This window comes from Streptomyces sp. NPDC096132 (genome assembly GCF_044763345.1).
Classification (GTDB): Bacteria; Actinomycetota; Actinomycetes; order Streptomycetales; family Streptomycetaceae; genus Streptomyces.
This window is the reverse complement of sequence record NZ_JBIWGA010000011.1, coordinates 190,661-209,191: the sequence shown is the minus strand read 5'-3', so window position 1 is coordinate 209,191 and position 18,531 is coordinate 190,661. Positions and strand designations below refer to the sequence as shown.

Here is an 18,531-nt window from a genome sequence, read left to right as displayed (position 1 = left end):
GGATCATCGCAACGTCGCTGCAACGTCCGCGTCCCTAGCCTCCCGCGCAGAGCCGTCCAACGGCGGGCGGCCCTGCTGAGGGAGGCACACCGGCATGACCCGTTACGCGGCGCCCGGCACCGAGGGCGCGATCGTCTCCTACCAGGCGCGCTACGACCACTTCATCGGCGGCGAGTACGTGCCGCCGGCCCGCGGGCAGTACTTCGAGAACCCGTCTCCCGTCAACGGGCAGCCGTTCACCGAGGTGGCTCGTGGCACGGAGGAGGACGTGGAGCGGGCGCTCGACGCGGCGCACGCGGCCGCGCCGGGCTGGGGCCGTACGTCGGCGACCGAGCGCTCGGACATCCTGCTGAAGATCGCCGACCGCATGGAGGCCTATCTCGAGCCCCTCGCGGTCGCGGAGAGCTGGGAGAACGGCAAGCCGGTCCGGGAGACGCTGGCGGCGGACATCCCGCTGGCCATCGACCACTTCCGCTACTTCGCCGGGGCGGTGCGCGCGCAGGAGGGTTCGCTCAGCGAGGTCGACGACGACACGGTGGCGTACCACTTCCACGAGCCGCTCGGGGTCGTCGCGCAGATCATCCCGTGGAACTTCCCGATCCTGATGGCCACGTGGAAGCTCGCGCCGGCGCTCGCGGCCGGCAACGCGGTGGTCATCAAGCCCGCCGAGCAGACCCCGGTCTCGCTGCACTACTGGATGAGCCTGGTGGCGGACCTGCTCCCGCCGGGTGTCGTGAACATCGTCAACGGCTTCGGCCCGGAGGCGGGCAAGCCGCTCGCGTCCAGCCCCCGGGTGGCGAAGGTCGCGTTCACGGGCGAGACGTCCACGGGCCGGTTGATCATGCAGTACGCCGCCGAGAACCTGAAGCCCGTCACGCTGGAGCTGGGCGGCAAGTCGCCGAACATCTTCTTCGACGACATCTGGGAGAAGGACGACGACCTGCGCGACAAGGCCCTCGAAGGGTTCACGATGTTCGCGCTGAACCAGGGCGAGGTGTGCACCTGCCCGTCGCGCGGTCTGATCCAGCGCGGCAACTACGGCGACTTCCTCCAGGCGGCCGTCGCCCGCACCGAGCTGATCAAGCCCGGCAACCCCCTCGACACCGAGACCATGATCGGCGCGCAGGCCTCCGGTGAGCAGCTGTCGAAGATCCTCTCCTACATCGACATCGGCCGACAGGAGGGCGCCAAGGTACTCACCGGCGGTGAACGCGCCGAGTACGACGGCGAGTTGAAGGGCGGGTACTACGTCCAGCCGACGATCTTCGAGGGCGACAACCGGATGCGGGTCTTCCAGGAGGAGATCTTCGGACCGGTCGTCTCCGTGGCGTCCTTCGACGACTTCGACGACGCCATCAAGATCGCCAACGACACCCTGTACGGCCTCGGGGCCGGCGTGTGGACCCGCGACATCAACACGGCGTACCGCGCGGGCCGGGCGATCCAGGCGGGCCGCGTCTGGACCAACTGCTACCACGCCTACCCGGCGCACGCCGCCTTCGGCGGGTACAAGCAGTCGGGTATCGGCCGGGAGACACACAAGATGATGCTGGAGCACTACCAGCAGACGAAGAACATTCTTTGTTCTTACAGCCCTAAGAAGCTTGGGTTCTTCTAGAGCTCACAGTCGGCGACCAGCCGCGGACCAAGCGACGTCCTTGTGGAACGACTAGGGACGGGCGTGCCCCCTCCGTCCTTCAATCTGGGACAGACATCGACGGATGTGGAGCCAGGATCATCCTGGCTCCACTCCGTAGTGCGGGCGTGTCACTGGAACTGTGCGAAGAACCTCCAGATCTCTGCTTTGGTCCAGGTGGCGACGCCGCTTTCGCCGGAGGAGCCGTCGACCGGACCGGGTGCGTGGCCTCCGTCGAACGCGGCCCATTGGACCGGGTATCCGGCACGGCAGCCCGCGTAGGTGGTGGTGATGTGCGTTCGGCTGCCCGGCGCGGGCTCGCGCGGGCTCTGGGGGGTGCAGCCGTTGTTGCTGACGAATTTGTCGCGCAGGGACCGTCCTTGCCCGATGTTCAGGACGGAGTCGCTGATGCCGTGGATTCCGAAGTAGGCGACGGGCTGGGTGCCGCCGCTGCACCCGCTGATCTGAGCGCCGGAGATGACCGCGACGGCCCTGAAGACGTTCGCCCGGCTGCAGGCGAGTGCGTAGCTCATGCCGCCGCCCCAGCTGAATCCCGTGGCGAAGCGCTGTGCCGGGTTGACACAGAGGCCGCCCTCGATGCGCCGGATCATGTCGTCGACGAAGGTGACGTCCTCGCCAGCCGAATTGGCCCAGCCGTTGCCCAGACCCTGGGGGCGACAAGGATCGCGCTGTTGTTCGACTGTTCCTGTTGGCCGTAGTAGGACCAGGCGTTCCCGCTCGTGCCCCCGGAGGCGACGTCGCCGGCGGTTCCGCCCCGCCAGTGGAACGCGAAGATCAGCCGGTAGGGGTGGCTGTTGTCGTAGTTGGCGGGAACCCTGAGGATGAAGCTGCGGCTCTTGCCGCCGCTCTGAATCGTGTGCGTACCGCTCGCCAGAGTCGGGGCGCTGCCGCATGCGCCGCCACCGGACGACAGCTTGATGATCTGCCATTGCTGGTTGGCGCCGCCCCAGTCGGCGTACTGGACGACGTTGCCGCCGTCGGCGGTGGAGGCGCCCTGCACCTCCACCGCCTTGCCGCTGGTGCGGTTGATCAGCCGGACGTGGCCCGCGTCGGAGTCGGCCAGGCGGAACTGCTGGTTGGCCCCGTTGTGGTTGGCCCACTGCTGGATCCCGGCACCGTCCGCGGTCGAGGCGCCGGCCACGTCGAGAACCTTGCCCGAGTGCTGGGCCTTGAGGCGGTAGAAGCCGTCGCCGGAGTCCACGAACTGCCACCGCTGGTTGGCTCCGTCGGTGCGCGTCCACTGGTTGACCCGCGCGCCGTCGGCGGTGGATGCGCCGGATACGTCCAGCGCCTTGCCGCTGTTGCGATTGACCAGGACATACCAGGCTTGGGTGTCCACCGTCGCCGCCTCGGCGGGCGCCGGATTCACCGCGGCGAGCATGCCGATCGCGAGGGTCGCCGCCACCACGGCGGCGACCCGGGACCACCAGCGATCTCTTCGTGGAGGGGCGGGGGAAGCCGCACCGTAGGTCTTCATCGATTCACCCTTTCGTTTGCGGCACGCCCCATCAGGTGCGGGTCCAGCGTTGGTTGCTGCCGTTCGAGCAGGAGTAGAGCTGGATCACGGTGCCGTTGGCGGTGCCGCCCGAGACGGCGTCGAGGCAGAGGCCGGACTGGGCGCCGACGATGGATCCGTCGGAGTTGAGGCGCCATTTCTGGTTGTCGCCGCCCCAGCAGCTGTAGATCTGGACTTTGGTGCCGCTGCCGGTGCCGGCGGCGTCCAGGCACTTGTTGCCGTAGATCTTGAGCTCGCCGGCGGCGGTGTACGTCCACTGCTGGTTGGTGCCGTTGTGGCAGTCCCACAGCTGGAGTTGGGTGCCATCGGTGGTGCTGCTGCCGGGCACGTCCAGGCAGCGGCCCGAACCGACGCCCTTGATCGGCCCGGAGTCCGAAGGGGGGTTTGTGGAGCCGCCGTTGAGTGCGTTGAGGACCGCTGTGTAGGCGGGCTTCTTGCTGCCGTCGCCGTTGAACAGCAGCGGCGTGTGCTCCGGTCGCCAGGAGTCGCTGTCGCGCACACCCCAGACGGTGATGCCCAGGCAGCGCGGGACGGCCAGGCAGTCGTTGGTCACGTTGGCGTAGGTCGTGGCCGGGGCGCCCTGGATGTCGAGTTCGGTGATGGCCACGTCGACGCCGAGGGCGGCGAAGCTCTGCAGGGTGGTGCGGAAGTTGCTGTTGTAGGGGCTGCCGCTGTTGAAGTGCGACTGGAAGCCGACGCAGTCGATCGGCACGCCGCGCTGCTTGAAGTCTCGGACCATGGCGTACATGGCCTGGGTTTTGGCCCAGGTCCAGTCCTCGACGTTGTAGTCGTTGTAGCAGAGTTTGGCGGCCGGGTCGGCTGCGCGCGCGGTGCGGAAGGCGACCTCGATCCAGTCGTTGCCGGTGCGTTGCAGGTTGGAGTCGCGCCGGGCTCCCGAACTGCCGTCCGCGAAGGCCTCGTTCACGACGTCCCACTGGACGATCTTGCCCTTGTAGTGGGCCATCACGCCGTTGATGTGGTTGATCATCGCCTGGCGCAGCGTGCTGCCGCTGAGGCTCTGCATCCAGCCGGGCTGCTGGGAGTGCCAGGCCAGGGTGTGGCCGCGCACCTGCTTGCCGTTCTGCACCGCCCAGTTGTAGACGCGGTCACCGGCGGTGAAGTTGAACTGGCCCCGCTGCGGTTCGGTGGCGTCGATCTTCATCTCGTTCTCGGCCGTCACCGAGTTGAACTCACGGCCCGCGATCGTCGTGTACGCCGAGTCACCGAGCCTGCCCGAGGCGATGGCGGTGCCGAAGTAGCGGCCGCTCTGCGCCGCCGCGGCGCCGAGCGTGCTCTCGGCCGCGTGTGCGGGCCGCGGCGCGACCAGTGCGGCGGACGTACCGAGGGCGCCGACGACCAGCGCCAGCAGCAGGCCGCGGATCTTCCGGCGGACAAGGGATCCGGGAAGGGCATACGAGCCCATGGCTGTGCCTCCAAGGAAGAGATCACGGAAGGACTGAAGCGCAGGGGACGCGCCGTCCGCTCCCACCCGGCAGACGGGCCGGGCGGGCTGCCGGAACCCGGGCGGCGACGGTGCTGCGACACAGGCATGGGGGCACTCCAACGCGGCTCAGTGGGGGGACCGCCACACGGCGTCACAATTCGATATCTCGAACTATCGCCGGGTTCTCAGACAGGGAGATTGAGGCGTTGACGATGCATCGTCAATACTCTCTGCAGAAAAAATTTCGGTCCCTCGCTCGAAACATTCGGACACGTCGAGCCGGGGACGGGTCCTTGGCCGGAAGAGGAGGTGCTGTTTGTGGACAGATCGGCGACAGGCCTTGACCAGAGGGCTCCACATTTCTAGCTTGTGGCGTCGAAGTATCCGGGAATTCTTCGAATGTTTCGAGAGGGAGCCCTCTGATGTGGTTTCGCCACCCGTCCCCGCTCCGTCCAAGACCCTTACTCGCTGTCCTCGCGCCCTTGCTGCTCGTGGCCACCTTCCTCGGTGCCCAGCCCGCCGCCGCTGCGACCGTAGACCCCAACGCCTCGTATGTGCTGGTCAACCGCAACAGCGGCAAGGCCCTGGATGTCTACAACAGGGCAACTGACGACGGCGCCCGCATCACCCAGTGGACCAGGAACGATCAGACCCAGCAGCAGTGGCAGTTCGTCGATTCCGGGGGCGGCTACTACCGCATCAAGTCCCGCCACTCGGGCAAGGTGCTGGATGTCTACAACTTGTCCAACGCGAACGGGGGCTCGATCGTCCAGTGGGCCGACCTGAACGGCACCAATCAGCAGTGGCGGCTGGCCGACAGCTCGGATGGCCACGTGAGGTTCATCTCGCGCCACAGCGGCAAGGCTCTCGAAGTGCAAGGCGGTGCCACCACCGACAACGCGAACATCGTCCAGTACGACGACTGGGGCGGCACCAACCAGCAGTGGCAGCTCGTCAAGGTCGGCGGCGACACCCCCGGCCCGTGCGATCTTCCGTCGACATACCGCTGGACGTCAACGGGCGCACTGGCGCAGCCCAAGCCAGGGTGGGTGTCGCTCAAGGACTTCACCGTCGTCCCCTACAACGGCAGGCAACTCGTCTATGCGACGACGCACGACACGGGGACCAATTGGGGTTCGATGAACTTCGGCCTGTTCACCAACTGGTCGGAGATGGCCTCGGCCAGCCAGAACACGATGTCATCCTCCACCGTCGCACCCACGCTCTTCTACTTCGCGCCGAAGAACATCTGGGTACTCGCCTACCAGTGGGGCGGAACCGCCTTCTCCTACCGGACGTCGAGCGACCCCACCAACCCGAATGGCTGGTCATCCCCGCAGGTGCTCTTCACCGGAAGCATCTCCGGCTCCGGCACCGGACCCATCGACCAGACGCTGATCGCCGACGGGACGAACATGTACCTGTTCTTCGCCGGTGACAACGGCAAGATCTACCGGGCGAGCATGCCGATCGGGAACTTCCCGGGCAGCTTCGGCTCGTCGTACACGACGATCATGAGCGACACCCAGAACAACTTGTTCGAGGCCCCGCAGGTCTACAAGCTGCAGGGTCAGAACCGCTACCTCATGATCGTCGAGGCGATCGGCTCGCAGGGCCGCTACTTCCGCTCGTTCACGGCCACCAGTCTGAACGGCTCATGGACACCCCAGGCCGCGACCGAGAGCAATCCCTTCGCCGGAAAGGCCAACAGCGCCGCCACCTGGACCAACGACATCAGCCATGGCGAACTGATCCGCACCAGCGCCGATCAGACCATGACCGTCGATCCCTGCAATCTGCGGTTGCTCTACCAGGGGCGCAGCCCCAACTCCGGCGGCGACTACGGCCTCCTGCCCTACCGTCCGGGCCTGCTGACACTGCAGCGCTGACGGCGTGGCACGAGTCCGGCTCCGGTAGGGAGCCGACGTGGCGGGCCCGGTGGAAGGCCGAGCCCGCCCGGGTCACGCGACCACGTCAGCGCTCATACGGCGACGGAGCGCGGGTCGGGCAACGCTCACCAACCCGAGGGCCATCCCGTAACGCGGTGCCGCCGCCGGTGGCGCTTGCCAACGGTCCAGGCGCACCGGGTGGCCTGGTGCGCCGCGGCGGACGAGCCAGGTCGGCATTGCGGTTTCACCCCGCGGGCCCTCGCCCGTGAACGCCGGTCCAGCCGGCCCGAGGGCGACCGGAGCAACGCCACCGACCAGCAGTGGCGCTTCGTCCAGCAGCCCTCCGGCTACTTCAAGATCCTCAGCGTCGCCAGCGGAAAGGTACTCGGCGTCGAGAACCAGTCCACCGCCGACGGCGCCAAGATCCTCCAGTGGGACGACGACGGCACCCTCGACCACGAATGGGCCGTCGCTCCCGCGCCCTCCGGCGGTTACACCATCACCAACCGTGTCACAGGCAGGTACCTGGAGATCCCGAACGCCTCCACCGCGACCGGCACGATCGTCGGCCAGTGGAGCGGCACCGGTGGCGGACCGACGGAGAACCCTGAGCTACCCGTTCCAGTGCGACGCGATCCAGGGTGCTCGTCACAGGCGAAGAACGTGTGCCTCCCCGAGGTCACGCCGTAGGCGGCTCGGTCGCCCCGCATGCCCTTGAACACCGCGCCGTCCCCCGTTACTTGAACTGTGCGTCCATCGGTGGGCACGCGGACTTCCGCCGTGGTGTTGGGGGCGGGAGCTCGACGTCGAGCTGGAACCCGCCGTTCTTGCGGATGGCCGACCGCGCCGCCGTCGAGCGCTGGAAGCAGACCTTCGCCCTCTACTTCGGCGAGGTCAAGGGAAACCGGACACCCGGCCGGCTCGGCCTGCACCCGGGGTCCTAGCAGCTGTGTCCGTGGTCGCACCGGCCCTCCCAGGCATGATCGGTACGCTGCTACCGGGACGACCAGAGGGGCGGCGCGACCGTGGACGAGCAGGCGGAGATCACAACGGCGAAGGAGGCCGCGGATCACGAGCTCATCCTGGCGTTCGGCCGGCTGCAGGGCGCGGCCAACCGGCTGGAGTACATTCTCGGCCGGGCGCTCGAAGTGGAGTGCGGCATCAGCCACTTGATGTTCGAGGTGCTGCTGATCCTCGGGCGCGCGGGCGAGCCGGGACTCTCCATGCGGGCCGTCGCCCAGGAGCAGGTCCTGACCACGGGCGGCGCCACCCGGCTGGTGGACCGCATGGAGGCGGCCGGGCTGGTCGAGCGCGCGGAGGATCCGCACGACCGGCGCGGGAAACTGGTGCGGCTGACCGCGCAGGGCGAGGAGACGGTCGTCCGCGCGTCCCGGGTCCACCTGGAGAACATCAAGCGGTATCTCGTGGACCCCCTGCCCGCGGCCGACCGGAAGCGGTTCGCGGAGGATCTCCGCATCCTCAGCCACACGGCCCGGGATCTGCTGCCACGCCTGCCCTGATCTGACCCGACCTGACCTGACCTGCGGACCAGCGACGACGCTGACGCAATGATCTCAGCCACGCCAACGTGTCCCAGCTCACACGGCCGAAGAAATATCTGACGCGTCAGCTACTGTTCTGTCAGGTGAATCGCTCGCAACCGGCGGGCGCCGCTCCTCTGCCGAGGTCTTCGATGAAGCTCGTCTATGTGTTCGACGCCTACTGCGGCTGGTCTCACGGGTTCTCCGGAACGCTGAGCGAGGTCGCCTCGCGCCATCCCGAGCTGCCCGTCGAGATCGTGTCCGGCGGCCTGTTCACCGGAGCGCGCCGGGTGCCGATCCGCGAGTTCGGCTACGTCCAGGGCGCGAACGCCAAGATCGCCGAGCTGACGGGCGCCGAGTTCGGTGAGCCGTACGAGCGGCTGATCGCGGACGGCTCGTTCGTGATGGACTCGGAGGCCGCCGCGCGCGGGGTCGCCGCCCTGCGCCAGGCGGCTCCGGTCCGTGCGGCGGAACTGGCCGTCGCCCTGCAGCGGGCCTTCTACGTCGACGGCCTGAGCCTCTCCGACGCCGCGACCTACCGGAAAGTCGCCGAGGAGGCCGGGCTGGACACCGACGCCGTGGTCACCGCCTTCGAGGGGTCCGAGGTGCGCGTGGCGGCCGGCGCCGACTTCCACCGGTCCGCCTCGCTGGGTGTCACCGGCTTCCCCACGCTGCTGGCCGTCGACGGCGACTTGGTCACCCCCGTGGCCCACGGCCATGCCACCGCCGACGAGGTCGACCGACGGCTGGCGACCCTTCCTACCCGCTGAACATCCCCCGTCCCCGCCACCCCTCTCCCCTCTCCCCTCTCCCTCTCACCGCAAGGAGTCATCCATGAGCACCCTGTCCTTCAAGGTCCTCGACCTGGACTTCCCGGCCGGCAGCAAGAACAAGACCGCCACGCTCGTCACCGGCGAGAACGAGGCGTTGCTGGTCGACGCCGGCTTCACCCGGGCCGACGGGCACCGTCTGGCCGCCGAGATCCTCGACTCGGGCAAGAAGCTGGCCACCGTCTTCATCAGCCACGGCGACCCGGACTTCTACTTCGGCGCCGAGGTCGTCGCCGACGCCTTCCCCGAGGCGAAGTTCGTCGCCACCCCGATCGTCATCGAGCACATCCAGCACTCCTACGAGGGCAAGCTCAAGGCCTGGGCGGCGCTCGGCCCGAACCTGCCCACCCGCCTCGTCGACATCGAGCCGCTGACCGGTGACCTCGCCCTGGAGGGCCACCGCTTCGAGCTCAAGGGCGGCCCGGCCGGTCTGCCCGACCGCCACTACCTGTGGCAGGCCGAGCACCGCGCCCTCCTGGGCGGCGTGCTGCTCTTCCAGCGCGAGCACGTCTGGGTAGCCGACACCCCCACCCCCGGCGACCGCGCCACCTGGATCGACCTGCTGGACGAAATGGCCGCCCTCGAACCGGAGCTGGTCGTCCCCGGCCACCGTCTGCCCGGCACCCCGGCGGACGCCTCCGCCATCGCCGCCACCCGCGACTACCTCCTCGCCTTCGAGGAGGAGCTCGGCAAGGCCGCCGACGGCGCCGCGCTCACCGAGGCACTCATCAAGCGCTACCCGGACAACGGCATGCTGATCGCCGCCCAGATCGGTGCGAAGGTCGCCAAGGGCGAGATGAAGTGGGGCTGACCATGGCCGACTTCGCGACCTCTACCGCCCCCGCGGACGTCGTACGCCGCCAGTACCTGGCCTCGGCCGCCGGCGACCTGGAAGCCCTGCGGGCCACTCTCGCCCCGGACGTGGAGTGGACGGAGATGGCCGGCTTCCCGCTCGCCGGCACCTACCGCACACCCGAGGGCGTGACCTCCAACGTCATGGAGAAGCTCGGTCAGGACTGGGACGGCTGGGCCGCCCACGACGACACGTACGTCGTCGACGGCGAGAACGTCGTCGTCCTGGCCCGCTACACCGCCCTCAACAAGGCGACCGGCAAGTCGATCGACGTCCGTGTCGCCCACCACTTCGTGGTACGCGGTGGACTCATCGTCCGCTTCGAGCAGTTCGTCGACACGGCACTCGTACGCGAGGCCATGACAGGTTGAACCGTCTCAAGCGCAATGGCGTTTGAGCCCGAGATGTCCACAGGCTGTCCCCGGCCCTGGACTCGCCCGGTCGGTTCATGGGCAGTCCGGGCTGGGGACGGGCCCTGGCCCGCTGAGCCGCTCGTTCAGCAGGCCAGGGCAGACCCTGGAAGTCGTGCGCAGGAGACGTCCCCTCCCCTGGCACGGCCGGCCCGAGGGGATACCACCCGGAAGGCGCCGTCAGTGGGCGATGACCGGCACCGGCAGTTCGTCCTCGGCGCCCGCGGTCGCGCCGGTCACGGTGGTGGAGCCGGGGCGCCGACATTGACCAAGGTGACGACGATCGCGGCGGCGAGGACCAGCATGCCGGCGGCGAACCAGACGGCGTTGGTGTAGCCGTGCACCATGCCCTCCAGCTGGACCAGTTGCTGCTGCGACCGGGAGGCCGCGGAGCCGATGTGGTCCTTGACGTAGGCGGTCGTGGCGGAGGCGGCAATGGTGTTGAGCAGGGCGGTGCCGATCGCGCCGCCCACCTGCTGCGAGGTGTTGACCATCGCGGAGGCGACACCGGCGTCACGCGGCTCGACGCCCAGGGTGGCCAGGGACATCGCCGGCATGAACGCCGTACGCATGCCGAGACCGAGCAGCAGCATCGCGGGCAGGATCAGCCCCGCGTACGAGGAGCCGGTCTCCAGCTGGGTCAGCAGGAACATGCCGGACGCGGCGACCAGGAAGCCGGGGCCCATCAGCAGCCGGGCCGGAACCCGGGCCATCAGCGGGGCGCCGATCGTGTTCAGCGGGGCGGGTGTCGATCGCGCCACCCACCTGCGGAGAGGAGCCCCAGCCCCGGTGGGCGGGGCGGGCGTCGATCGCGCCACCCAAAACTGCGGAGAGGGGCCCCGGGCCCGGTGGCGGACCGGAGGGGGATGGGTCCGGCCGTCGGGCCCGGGGTGCGCCGATCCCGTCCCCACGGCTTCGGCGCGGTGGGACCGCACCCGCTCAGAGCGGTCCCGGTCTTGAGGCGGCGTGAGGCCGGCTGTACCGACTGCCGCCTCAGGCGGACTTGGGCATGCCCATGACGCGGGTGATGAGGCCGTCGAAGGCCCGGTCGGACAGGACGCGCCGCATACCGATCATGGGGCGGGCGGCGAAGCCGGTGGCATACCGGGTCTTCGGGCGGCGGGCCGTGACGGCCTTGCCGATCGCGTCGGCGATGACCTGGGGCGGGGAGCTGCGCTTGATGTTGGCCTCGGAGCGCATCCCGGCCGCGACGGCCTCGGCCTGCTTGGCGTAGGCGCCGCCGCCGGAGATCTTCTCCACGTTGTCGGCGGCGATGCCGCCCCACTCGGTCTTGATGCCACCGGGCTCGATGACGACGATGTCGACGCCGAAGGGCTTGGCCTCCAGGCGCATGGCGTCACTGAGACCTTCGAGGGCGAACTTGGTGCCGTGGTACCAGCCGCCCAGCGGGGTGTGGATCTTCCCGCCCATGGAGGTGACGTTGAGGATCGTGCCCGAGCGCTGGGCGCGCATGTGCGGCATGACGAGCTGGGCCAGCCGCATCGCACCGAACACGTTGACCTCGAACTGGCGGCGGGCCTCGTCCATCGGCACGTCCTCGATGGAGCCGTAGGAGCCGTACCCGGCGTTGTTGACGAGGACGTCGACGCGGCCGGTCTCGGCGACGATCCGTTCGACGCCGGAGCGCATGGAGTCGTCGTCGGTGACGTCCATGGCCAGCGGGCGGATGCCCTGGCCGGCCAGGGCCTGGAGGCGGTCGGTGCGGCGGGCGGCGCCGTAGACGGTGTAGCCGAGGGCCTGCAGCTTCAGAGCGGTGGCCTCACCGATGCCGGACGAGGCGCCGGTCACGAGAGCGGTCTTGGTGGTCATACCGAATCCTTGGGGAGTAAGATGAACTTCGGTTCACCATCCATCATGAACCATGGTTCACGTTAATGCAAGCCCCACCCGCAGGAGAGCCATGACCCAGGCCCGAGCGCCTCGCGCGGACGCCGTCCGCAACCGCAAGAAGATCCTCGACGCCGCCCGCGAACAGATCACCCTGCACGGACCCGACGCCGGAATGGACGAGATCGCCGCCGCGGCGGGCGTGGCCGTGGGCACCCTCTACCGCCACTTCCCCAACAAGACCGACCTGGTCAGCGCCGTCATCGCCGAATACCTCAGGCACGTCGCCGAAGTCGCGGAGGCCGCCCGCGAACGCGCCGCCTCCGGCTCGCGCGCCATGGACGAGATCACCGGCTTCCTCGCCTACGTCATCGAGGCGACCGCGACCAACCGCGCCGTCAAGGCCGCCGCCCACACGCTCGGCGCGGACCTGGCCGTAGGGGACGCCGAAGCCCGCGCCGGCGCCGCGCTGGCCACCCTGATCCAGGCAGGACAAGCCGACGGGGACATCCACCAGGACGTCACCGTCGACGACATCTACCTGCTCTTCAACACCGCCCCCACCGACCAGCCCCCCGCCACCCGCACCCGCTGGCTCGCCCTGGTCCTCACCGGCCTGACCACCCACACCCGCAGCACGCAGGCATACTGATCCGCTACAATCGGGACAGTTGTCCCGCTTATATGCCGAACCGGAAGGTGCCTCATGCGTGCTGACGCCCAGCGCAACCGCAAGCGCGTCCTGGAGGCGGCGCTGGACACGTTCGCCGCCGAGGGTCTGGCCGTGCCGGTGGCCGAGATCGCCCGGCGGGCCGGTGTCGGCACCGGGACGGTCAGCCGGCACTTCCCGACGAAGGACTCGCTGTACGAGGCGATCGTGCTGCACCTGGTGAGTGGCATCGTCGACCGGGCCCGCGAGCTGGCCGCCACCCGTGATCCGGGCACCGCGTTCTTCGAGTTCTTCGCCCACATGGTCGAGCAGATCGCGGTGAACCGCGGACTGTCCCAGGCGATGAGCGGGACCGGCTTCGACGTCGAGGCCGTCGCCTTCGACCCCGAGCACAACCTGCTGGCCGTGGAGGACGAACTGCTCGCCGCCGCCCAGAAAGCCGGGGCGGTACGGCCGGACATCACGCGGGCCGACGTCAAGGCCCTCATGGTCGGCTGCCTCGCCCGGGAACAGCAGGCCCTCGACCCCGAGGCCCGTCGGCGCATGATCGACGTGGTCCGCACGGGTCTGCGTGCCCAGCCATAGGGCCTGTCCGACTCCTTCGGCACACAGAAGGCCGGGCCCGGAGTGGATCCACTCCGGGCCCCGGCCTCGGTGTCGCCCGCGCACACCACACCGCAACCGGCCGGTTGCCGGGCCTGCCCCCCGGGGGGGCGCCCCCCCCCCGCCCCCCCCCGCGCGGGGGGCGCCGGGGGGCCCCCCCCCCGCCCCCCCCCCTTCTGTGACGCCGGCGAACACCTCACGTCAAGCGGCCTGTTGCCGTGCGTGCCTCGCGGTGGGCCGGTCGGCGGCGAGCAGACTCCGGAGCTTCTCGGCCTGCTGGTCGATGGCCTGCTGGTCGATGGCCTGGGGGCCGTTGCCGGGGAGCAGCCGGAGATCGGGCTCGTGGACGATCTTCACGCCGGACGGGTTGAGCGCGGACCGGACCTTGAACCCGGCTTCCTTGAGCGCCTCGTCGACGAAGTACTCCACCTTCGTGCGCCCACCCGGCTGAGCCGGGTAACCGGCACGCAGGACCAGCCTCTCGCTGAGCCTGGAGGCCACGGTGATCCTGGCACCGGCGAAGGGGTTCTGCCGCTCCGGCACTTGGTACGCCCGGCCCCGGTCGTCGACCCGCCCGCCGAGAAGTAAACGTTTCCTGTGACCGTAGGACCGGTCACCGACCCGCCGGGTTCAAAGCCGCGAGCGGGCCCGAGGCGAGGAGTACCGCGGATCGCTCGACGGGCAGGTTCACACGCAGGCGCCGTGCGTCCCCGTTCCAGTCGAGCCTCGCGCGCGCACCCGCCTCGAACAGCACGCGAGGACAGGGGCGTTCGTCCATCCACGGCAGCGGCAGCTCCACCTCCTCGGGGGCGCCGTCGCGCCGCCACAGGGCCAGCAGGGTGGATCCGTCGGCGGTCGTCAGCGCGAGGGCGTGCCAACCGTCGCGCCAGCCCGGCAGGCCGAGCGGCCAGTGCGGCCGCGCCTCGCGCAGCGAGTGCCGATACGTCTTGTAGGTGTCCAGCGCCCGCCGTACGACGTCCAACTGGGCCTGCGTCAACAAATCCGGGCGGCCGCTGAGGTGCACCCGGCCCAGCAGAGCGGACACCATGACCATGCCCAGCTCGGCGTCGGTGTGCTCCGGCAGCGGGTACGCCCAGATCGCGCCCTGTTCGGGGGTGACGGCCGTGGGTGCGGCGGCGGCGATGGCGGGCAGCAGGCGGAAGTCCTGCTGGTCGGTGACGGAGTGGATGGGCAGCCGGGACAGGATGGCGTGGTCGGTGCGGCTGCCGCCCGCCGCGCAGCTCTCCAGGGTCAGGCGGGGGTGGCGGTCGAGGACGCCGTCGAGCCAGTCCAGGTAGGCGCGGTTGTGGCCGAGCAGCCCGTCGCCGGGGCTGTCCGCGCCGCCGGGGCCGTCCGTGCCCGCGCCGATGTCGATGTTGTAGTCGAGTTTGAGGTAGCCCACTCCGTAGTCGCGCACCAGCCGGTCCACGACCGTGTCGAGGTGGGCGCGGGCGGCCGGGTGCCGCAGGTCGAGCTGGTGGCGGCCCCACTCGGCGACCCGGACCCCGTCGCGGCGGAAGAACGCCTCGTCGGGCAGCGCGGTCGCCACCGTGCTGCGGACGCCGACCACTTCCGGTTCCAGCCACAGCCCCGGAATCATGCCCGCCCCGCGGATACGATCCAGTACCTCCGTCAGGCCGCCGGGAAAACGGGACACCGACTCCCGCCACTCCCCCACGGCGTCCCACCAGCCCGGCACGCCACCGGGACCGACGGCACCCGGCGGTTCGGCGTCGTACCAGCCGGCGTCGACGCAGAACACCTCCGCGCCCGCTCGCGCCGCCGCGTCGATCAGCGGCAGCAGGGCCTGGGTCGTGGGCTCACCCATCAGGCTGTTCATGAAGTCGTTGAAGACGACGGGCAGTCGGTGGTGGTCGGGGTGCGGTCGGCGGACGGCGCGGCGATGGCCGGTCATGGCGGCGAGAGCCGCCTCGAATCCGCCCTCGTCGACGACCGCGACCGCGGCCGGGACCGTACGGAATGTCTCCCCGGGCGCCAGTCGGCGGCGCCACTGGTGTTCCCGGTCCGTCGGCCCGGACAGCGCCAGGTACACGTCGTCGAAGCGGTCGCCGAGTTCGGCGTGCCAGGAACCGTTGTGCTCGATCTGCCACATCAGGGCCCGGCCGGTCGTCGTCTCCTCCAGGCATCCCATCGGCAGGTACTCCGACGACGACCAGGAGCCGGTGCTCGTCACGGCGATCCGGTTCTTCGAGCCGGTCTGCCCGAACGTCACCATCCCGACGTCGTGGAGACCGCGCTCGGCGAGCGTTCCGCCGGCCCAGCGGAACTCCCCACTCCAGGGATTGGCCGCCAGCCACAGGGTCAGGCCGTCCTCCCAGTGCTGATCCTTCGGCAAGCGGTGAGCCAGGTTGGACAACGCGAAGGAGGAGACGTACTCCAACGTGACGGGCCGGTCCCCGGTGTTCTCCACCTCCGTCTCGGCATGCAGCACCGGCACGTCGTCGTGGAGCCGGAACTCGGCGGTGACCCGCAGCGTGCCGGTCTCGTCGGCCATCCTCATGCGCAGGATCCGCGCCTTCCCGCTCTCCTCCTCGTACCCGATGCACCGCAGTGCGCGCGAGGCCGCGCCGTCGACATGGCGCTTGCCGGACGTGCCCAGGCGTCCACTGCCGGTGGTCTGGATCTCGACGAGGGGCAGCGCGCGATGCGCGAGCCGGGCGCAGACCTCGGGCTCACGCTCAGGATCGGGAAGCGTCGCGGCCGCACCGGCGGCAAGCAGCCGCGCAGGACCCGCCGGATCGAGCCGCAGCAGCAGCGAGAGGGCGTCGTTCCCCCAGCGGAGATGAGGTGTGGGCATGAGAGGTGTGCTCCGATGCGAGTCCGAAGATGATCAGATGGTGGCGTAGTAAACGTTTTCTGTCAGGAGGACGCTACGTCCCCTGCTTCCAGGCCTGCAAGAGGTCACGTCCCGTACCCCGCGGAGAATCACCTGCGGATGCTCAGCGGCTCGGCTCGTAGGTGAGTTGCTTGACCGAGTGCGCCCCCGACGGCGTCGAGGGCGCTGGGAGCGACGGTGAGCCACAGCATCGCGTCGACGGTCTGGCCGAGCGGTGCGGTGTCGTACTGAACGTCGAAGTACAGCACGCCCGAGGAACGCAGGCGTTCCAGGCGCCGCTTCACCACGGACTCCGACTGCCCGGTGCCGTTCCGGAGTTCGCTCAGTGTGGCTCGGCCGTCGCGCCTCAGCACCGTGAGCAGGGCCTCGTCGGCCTCATCGAGGGTGACGGGAGCGGCGGCCGGTTCGACGGGCGGCGGGCACAGGGCGGCCTCCTCGTCGGGTTCGAGGGCCCGGTTCTTGTTGAGCCGGCCGAGCGGGCCGCCGTAGAACGTGTGGAGGATGCGGTAGGCGTCGACGGAGGTGATCCGGGGCGTACGTTGCAGGCGCTCGAAGAGAAGTTCGTCGCGGTCCCGCCGGTTGCGCGGCATCATCGCGCACATCACCTCGGTACCGCCGGAAGTCAGGCCGACGTACTTGGTGTCGGGGCGCCGGGCCAGGGCGCCCGCGAGCCGCTCGGCCACGTCGGGGGTGCAGCGCAGGCGGACGATCCAGCTCTCCTGGCCGAGCAGGCTCTCCTCGGTCATGCCCACGACTCGCAGGTTGACGCTGGTGCGCAGTCGGCGGAAGCGCCGGGCGACGGTCGGGTCCGACACTCCGAGGACCTCGGCGATCCGGCTGAACGGTACCCGTCCGTCCAACTGGAGGGCGTGGAGCAGCTTCAGGTCGAGGGTGTCGAGGGGTTGTGGGACTCCAATGACTTTCTCCTGCTCCGAGATACGTGCGGCGAGATGGATAGTGCATGCGGCACGCCCCGGGACGATTCCCGTCCCGGGGCGTGTACGAGCCGCTCGGCGTCAGCTGGAGGGCGCTGCCGCTCGGTGCGGCTCCGCGCCGACCGGTGCGATGGTGCCGGGTTGGCCGGCGGCGTGGCCGCCGGGGGCCGTGGGGCCCTTTCCGGCCGCGCCAGGGGGTGTGCCGCGGTGCCCTCAGCAGGACCAGGCCGACCGCGGCGGCGAGGTGGGTCAGCACGGCGGCGATCACCAGGCACCACTGGAGTCCGTCGAGGAAGGACTCGGACAGGGCGGCCATGGCGCGCCCCCGGTCGGCGTCCAGGTTCAGGCCGGCGTGCTCTCCCTTGCAGCGTGGGGTGCTGCGATCGGCTGACTTCGGCGGCAACCTTCCGCCGGGCCGAACAGCCAGAGCCGGCCAGGGCCGGGAGAAGCCCGGGAATCTGACGCCACAGCCTCGATTTCGCCGGAGAAGTGACGCCATCCGATCGGCCGCAGTCCACTGTCCACACCACTACGAGCCGAAAACATGACGCTATGTGTCAAGTATTGCCTGAAGGATGACAACTCCACCAGCAACGGAGAAAGGATGACACTGCCTTGGTGACCCGTCCTCCAGGCCCGCCCGAGCAGGCCTGGCTCGGAATCGTTTCCGGCGAGCACGCCCGCCACGCCGTCAACCAGGCCATGATCCAGATCAACCATGGCAAGCGACACAACCTGGCCCGTATGCACCGCGGCGACGGCTTCGTCTTCTACTCCCCCACCCAGCGCCGCGGAGGCGCGACTCCTCTGCGTGCGTTCACGGCCCTCGGCGTGATCGCCGACGACGAGCCCTACCAAGCCGACGAGGTGATGAACATGGGCTCCCACGGAATCCTGCGACCCTGGCGGCGCCGCGTCGACTTCCTGTCCGTCCGTCCCCTGGACCTGCGGGACGTCACGTACCAGCTGCGCCTGACCCAGGACCGCCACTGGGGGTACCGACTCCGCCTGGGCTGCATACCGTTGGCGGTCGAGGACTTCCAGGTCCTGTACGGCGCGATGGCCGCCGCGCCGGGCACGCGGCATGCCGACCGGGAGGGCCCCGCAGTGAGGGTTCCGAGGCCCAGCTGGTCGAACCCGCCACTGTTCGGTCCGTAGCCCGGGCCAGCCGCTCCACCTGACGGAGCATCACCTCGTACAGCCCACGGGTTACCGAATCGTGACCTGGCAGGCATGCCTGACCAGCGTTATTCGGCCATGGCCACCACTGACGCAATGGACGAAGTGGCCCGTCGCATACGAAAGGGCGAACCACGAGTCGGCGAAATGTCGCATGCGCCCGCCCGTCGATGGCGTGCCGATCGCCCCTTTGACCCCGAGACAACACTCTCTTTGCCATTGGCTGTTTCCGGGCGCGCCGGACGAGGGAAAAGCACGAAAATGACACTTCACGACCACGCAACCTCCACGCCCCATAA

General features: G+C 69.5%; 14 protein-coding genes and 4 pseudogenes. 11 read left to right on the top strand and 7 right to left on the bottom strand.

What is annotated here, in order from left to right:
• The first annotated feature begins 94 nt into the window (after positions 1 to 94).
• Positions 95 to 1,618: an aldehyde dehydrogenase family protein gene (locus ACIRF9_RS26140; RefSeq protein ID WP_403826891.1), complete on the top strand. Its 1,524-nt coding sequence runs from the start codon at positions 95 to 97 to the stop codon at positions 1,616 to 1,618.
• Between the two features lie 149 nt (positions 1,619 to 1,767).
• On the opposite strand, the pseudogene ACIRF9_RS26135 reads toward ACIRF9_RS26140, so the two are convergent.
• Together ACIRF9_RS26135 and ACIRF9_RS26130 are read right to left on the bottom strand one after the other, a co-directional pair.
• A pseudogene (locus ACIRF9_RS26135) lies at positions 1,768 to 3,065 on the bottom strand (RICIN domain-containing protein).
• A gap of 100 nt (positions 3,066 to 3,165) precedes the next feature.
• Positions 3,166 to 4,596 (bottom strand): endo-1,4-beta-xylanase, encoded by a 1,431-nt coding sequence (locus ACIRF9_RS26130; RefSeq protein ID WP_403826888.1) that lies wholly within the window; start codon positions 4,594 to 4,596, stop codon positions 3,166 to 3,168.
• Positions 4,597 to 5,039: 443 nt separating this feature from the next.
• Between ACIRF9_RS26130 and ACIRF9_RS26125 the strand changes: the two genes are divergently transcribed.
• From ACIRF9_RS26125 to ACIRF9_RS26095, 7 genes and pseudogenes are all read left to right on the top strand, one after another.
• Complete coding sequence (locus ACIRF9_RS26125; protein ID WP_403826886.1) at positions 5,040 to 6,506, top strand: non-reducing end alpha-L-arabinofuranosidase family hydrolase; 1,467 nt, start codon at positions 5,040 to 5,042, stop codon at positions 6,504 to 6,506.
• Between the two features lie 300 nt (positions 6,507 to 6,806).
• A pseudogene (locus ACIRF9_RS26120) lies at positions 6,807 to 7,196 on the top strand (RICIN domain-containing protein); the annotation flags it as partial.
• Positions 7,197 to 7,339: 143 nt separating this feature from the next.
• Positions 7,340 to 7,450, top strand: a pseudogene (locus ACIRF9_RS26115) (ABC transporter substrate-binding protein); the annotation flags it as partial.
• Between the two features lie 81 nt (positions 7,451 to 7,531).
• Positions 7,532 to 8,026, top strand: coding sequence for a MarR family winged helix-turn-helix transcriptional regulator (locus tag ACIRF9_RS26110; protein WP_403826883.1), 495 nt, complete (start codon positions 7,532 to 7,534; stop codon positions 8,024 to 8,026).
• Positions 8,027 to 8,199: 173 nt separating this feature from the next.
• Positions 8,200 to 8,817, top strand: coding sequence for a DsbA family protein (locus tag ACIRF9_RS26105; protein ID WP_403826881.1), 618 nt, complete (start codon positions 8,200 to 8,202; stop codon positions 8,815 to 8,817).
• A 64-nt stretch (positions 8,818 to 8,881) separates the two neighbouring features.
• Positions 8,882 to 9,688, top strand: coding sequence for an MBL fold metallo-hydrolase (locus tag ACIRF9_RS26100; protein WP_403826879.1), 807 nt, complete (start codon positions 8,882 to 8,884; stop codon positions 9,686 to 9,688).
• A 2-nt stretch (positions 9,689 to 9,690) separates the two neighbouring features.
• Positions 9,691 to 10,101 (top strand): nuclear transport factor 2 family protein, encoded by a 411-nt coding sequence (locus tag ACIRF9_RS26095; RefSeq protein WP_403826876.1) that lies wholly within the window; start codon positions 9,691 to 9,693, stop codon positions 10,099 to 10,101.
• A gap of 219 nt (positions 10,102 to 10,320) precedes the next feature.
• Here the strand turns inward: ACIRF9_RS26095 and ACIRF9_RS26090 are convergent.
• Positions 10,321 to 10,868 (bottom strand): annotated as a pseudogene (locus ACIRF9_RS26090) (MFS transporter); the annotation flags it as partial.
• Positions 10,869 to 11,133: 265 nt separating this feature from the next.
• Entirely contained in the window at positions 11,134 to 11,970 is an 837-nt protein-coding gene (locus ACIRF9_RS26085) for an oxidoreductase (RefSeq protein ID WP_403826874.1), read from the bottom strand.
• Between the two features lie 91 nt (positions 11,971 to 12,061).
• On the opposite strand from ACIRF9_RS26085, the gene ACIRF9_RS26080 reads away from it, so the two are divergent.
• Together ACIRF9_RS26080 and ACIRF9_RS26075 are read left to right on the top strand one after the other, a co-directional pair.
• Positions 12,062 to 12,640, top strand: coding sequence for a TetR/AcrR family transcriptional regulator (locus ACIRF9_RS26080; protein ID WP_403826871.1), 579 nt, complete (start codon positions 12,062 to 12,064; stop codon positions 12,638 to 12,640).
• A 54-nt stretch (positions 12,641 to 12,694) separates the two neighbouring features.
• Positions 12,695 to 13,243 carry a TetR/AcrR family transcriptional regulator gene (locus ACIRF9_RS26075; RefSeq protein ID WP_403826868.1) on the top strand — a complete coding sequence of 183 codons (549 nt, stop codon included), beginning with the start codon at positions 12,695 to 12,697 and terminating at the stop codon, positions 13,241 to 13,243.
• A 219-nt stretch (positions 13,244 to 13,462) separates the two neighbouring features.
• On the opposite strand, the gene ACIRF9_RS26070 is transcribed toward ACIRF9_RS26075, so the two are convergent.
• From ACIRF9_RS26070 to ACIRF9_RS26060, 3 genes are all read right to left on the bottom strand, one after another.
• The gene (locus ACIRF9_RS26070) at positions 13,463 to 13,804 is read right to left on the bottom strand and encodes a hypothetical protein (RefSeq protein ID WP_403826866.1); all 342 of its coding nucleotides are present in this window, start codon (positions 13,802 to 13,804) and stop codon (positions 13,463 to 13,465) included.
• A 70-nt stretch (positions 13,805 to 13,874) separates the two neighbouring features.
• Positions 13,875 to 16,079: a glycoside hydrolase family 36 protein gene (locus tag ACIRF9_RS26065; RefSeq protein ID WP_403826863.1), complete on the bottom strand. Its 2,205-nt coding sequence runs from the start codon at positions 16,077 to 16,079 to the stop codon at positions 13,875 to 13,877.
• A gap of 128 nt (positions 16,080 to 16,207) precedes the next feature.
• On the bottom strand, positions 16,208 to 17,035 hold the full coding sequence (locus ACIRF9_RS26060) for an Lrp/AsnC family transcriptional regulator (RefSeq protein ID WP_403827150.1): 828 nt from the start codon (positions 17,033 to 17,035) through the stop codon (positions 16,208 to 16,210).
• Positions 17,036 to 17,671: 636 nt separating this feature from the next.
• Here ACIRF9_RS26060 and ACIRF9_RS26055 point away from each other — a divergent pair.
• Positions 17,672 to 18,211, top strand: a complete 540-nt coding sequence (locus tag ACIRF9_RS26055; RefSeq protein ID WP_403826860.1) for an EVE domain-containing protein — start codon at positions 17,672 to 17,674, stop codon at positions 18,209 to 18,211.
• Positions 18,212 to 18,531 lie beyond the last annotated feature (320 nt).

Bases quoted from the DNA above. Each gene is read 5' to 3' on its own strand.
- ACIRF9_RS26140 (WP_403826891.1), top strand. From the start codon at position 95: ATGACCCGTTACGCGGCGCCCGGCACCGAGGGCGCGATCGTCTCCTAC.
- ACIRF9_RS26130 (WP_403826888.1), bottom strand. From the start codon at position 4,596: ATGGGCTCGTATGCCCTTCCCGGATCCCTTGTCCGCCGGAAGATCCGC.
- ACIRF9_RS26125 (WP_403826886.1), top strand. From the start codon at position 5,040: ATGTGGTTTCGCCACCCGTCCCCGCTCCGTCCAAGACCCTTACTCGCT.
- ACIRF9_RS26105 (WP_403826881.1), top strand. From the start codon at position 8,200: ATGAAGCTCGTCTATGTGTTCGACGCCTACTGCGGCTGGTCTCACGGG.
- ACIRF9_RS26100 (WP_403826879.1), top strand. From the start codon at position 8,882: ATGAGCACCCTGTCCTTCAAGGTCCTCGACCTGGACTTCCCGGCCGGC.
- ACIRF9_RS26095 (WP_403826876.1), top strand. From the start codon at position 9,691: ATGGCCGACTTCGCGACCTCTACCGCCCCCGCGGACGTCGTACGCCGC.
- ACIRF9_RS26085 (WP_403826874.1), bottom strand. From the start codon at position 11,970: ATGACCACCAAGACCGCTCTCGTGACCGGCGCCTCGTCCGGCATCGGT.
- ACIRF9_RS26080 (WP_403826871.1), top strand. From the start codon at position 12,062: ATGACCCAGGCCCGAGCGCCTCGCGCGGACGCCGTCCGCAACCGCAAG.
- ACIRF9_RS26075 (WP_403826868.1), top strand. From the start codon at position 12,695: ATGCGTGCTGACGCCCAGCGCAACCGCAAGCGCGTCCTGGAGGCGGCG.
- ACIRF9_RS26065 (WP_403826863.1), bottom strand. From the start codon at position 16,079: ATGCCCACACCTCATCTCCGCTGGGGGAACGACGCCCTCTCGCTGCTG.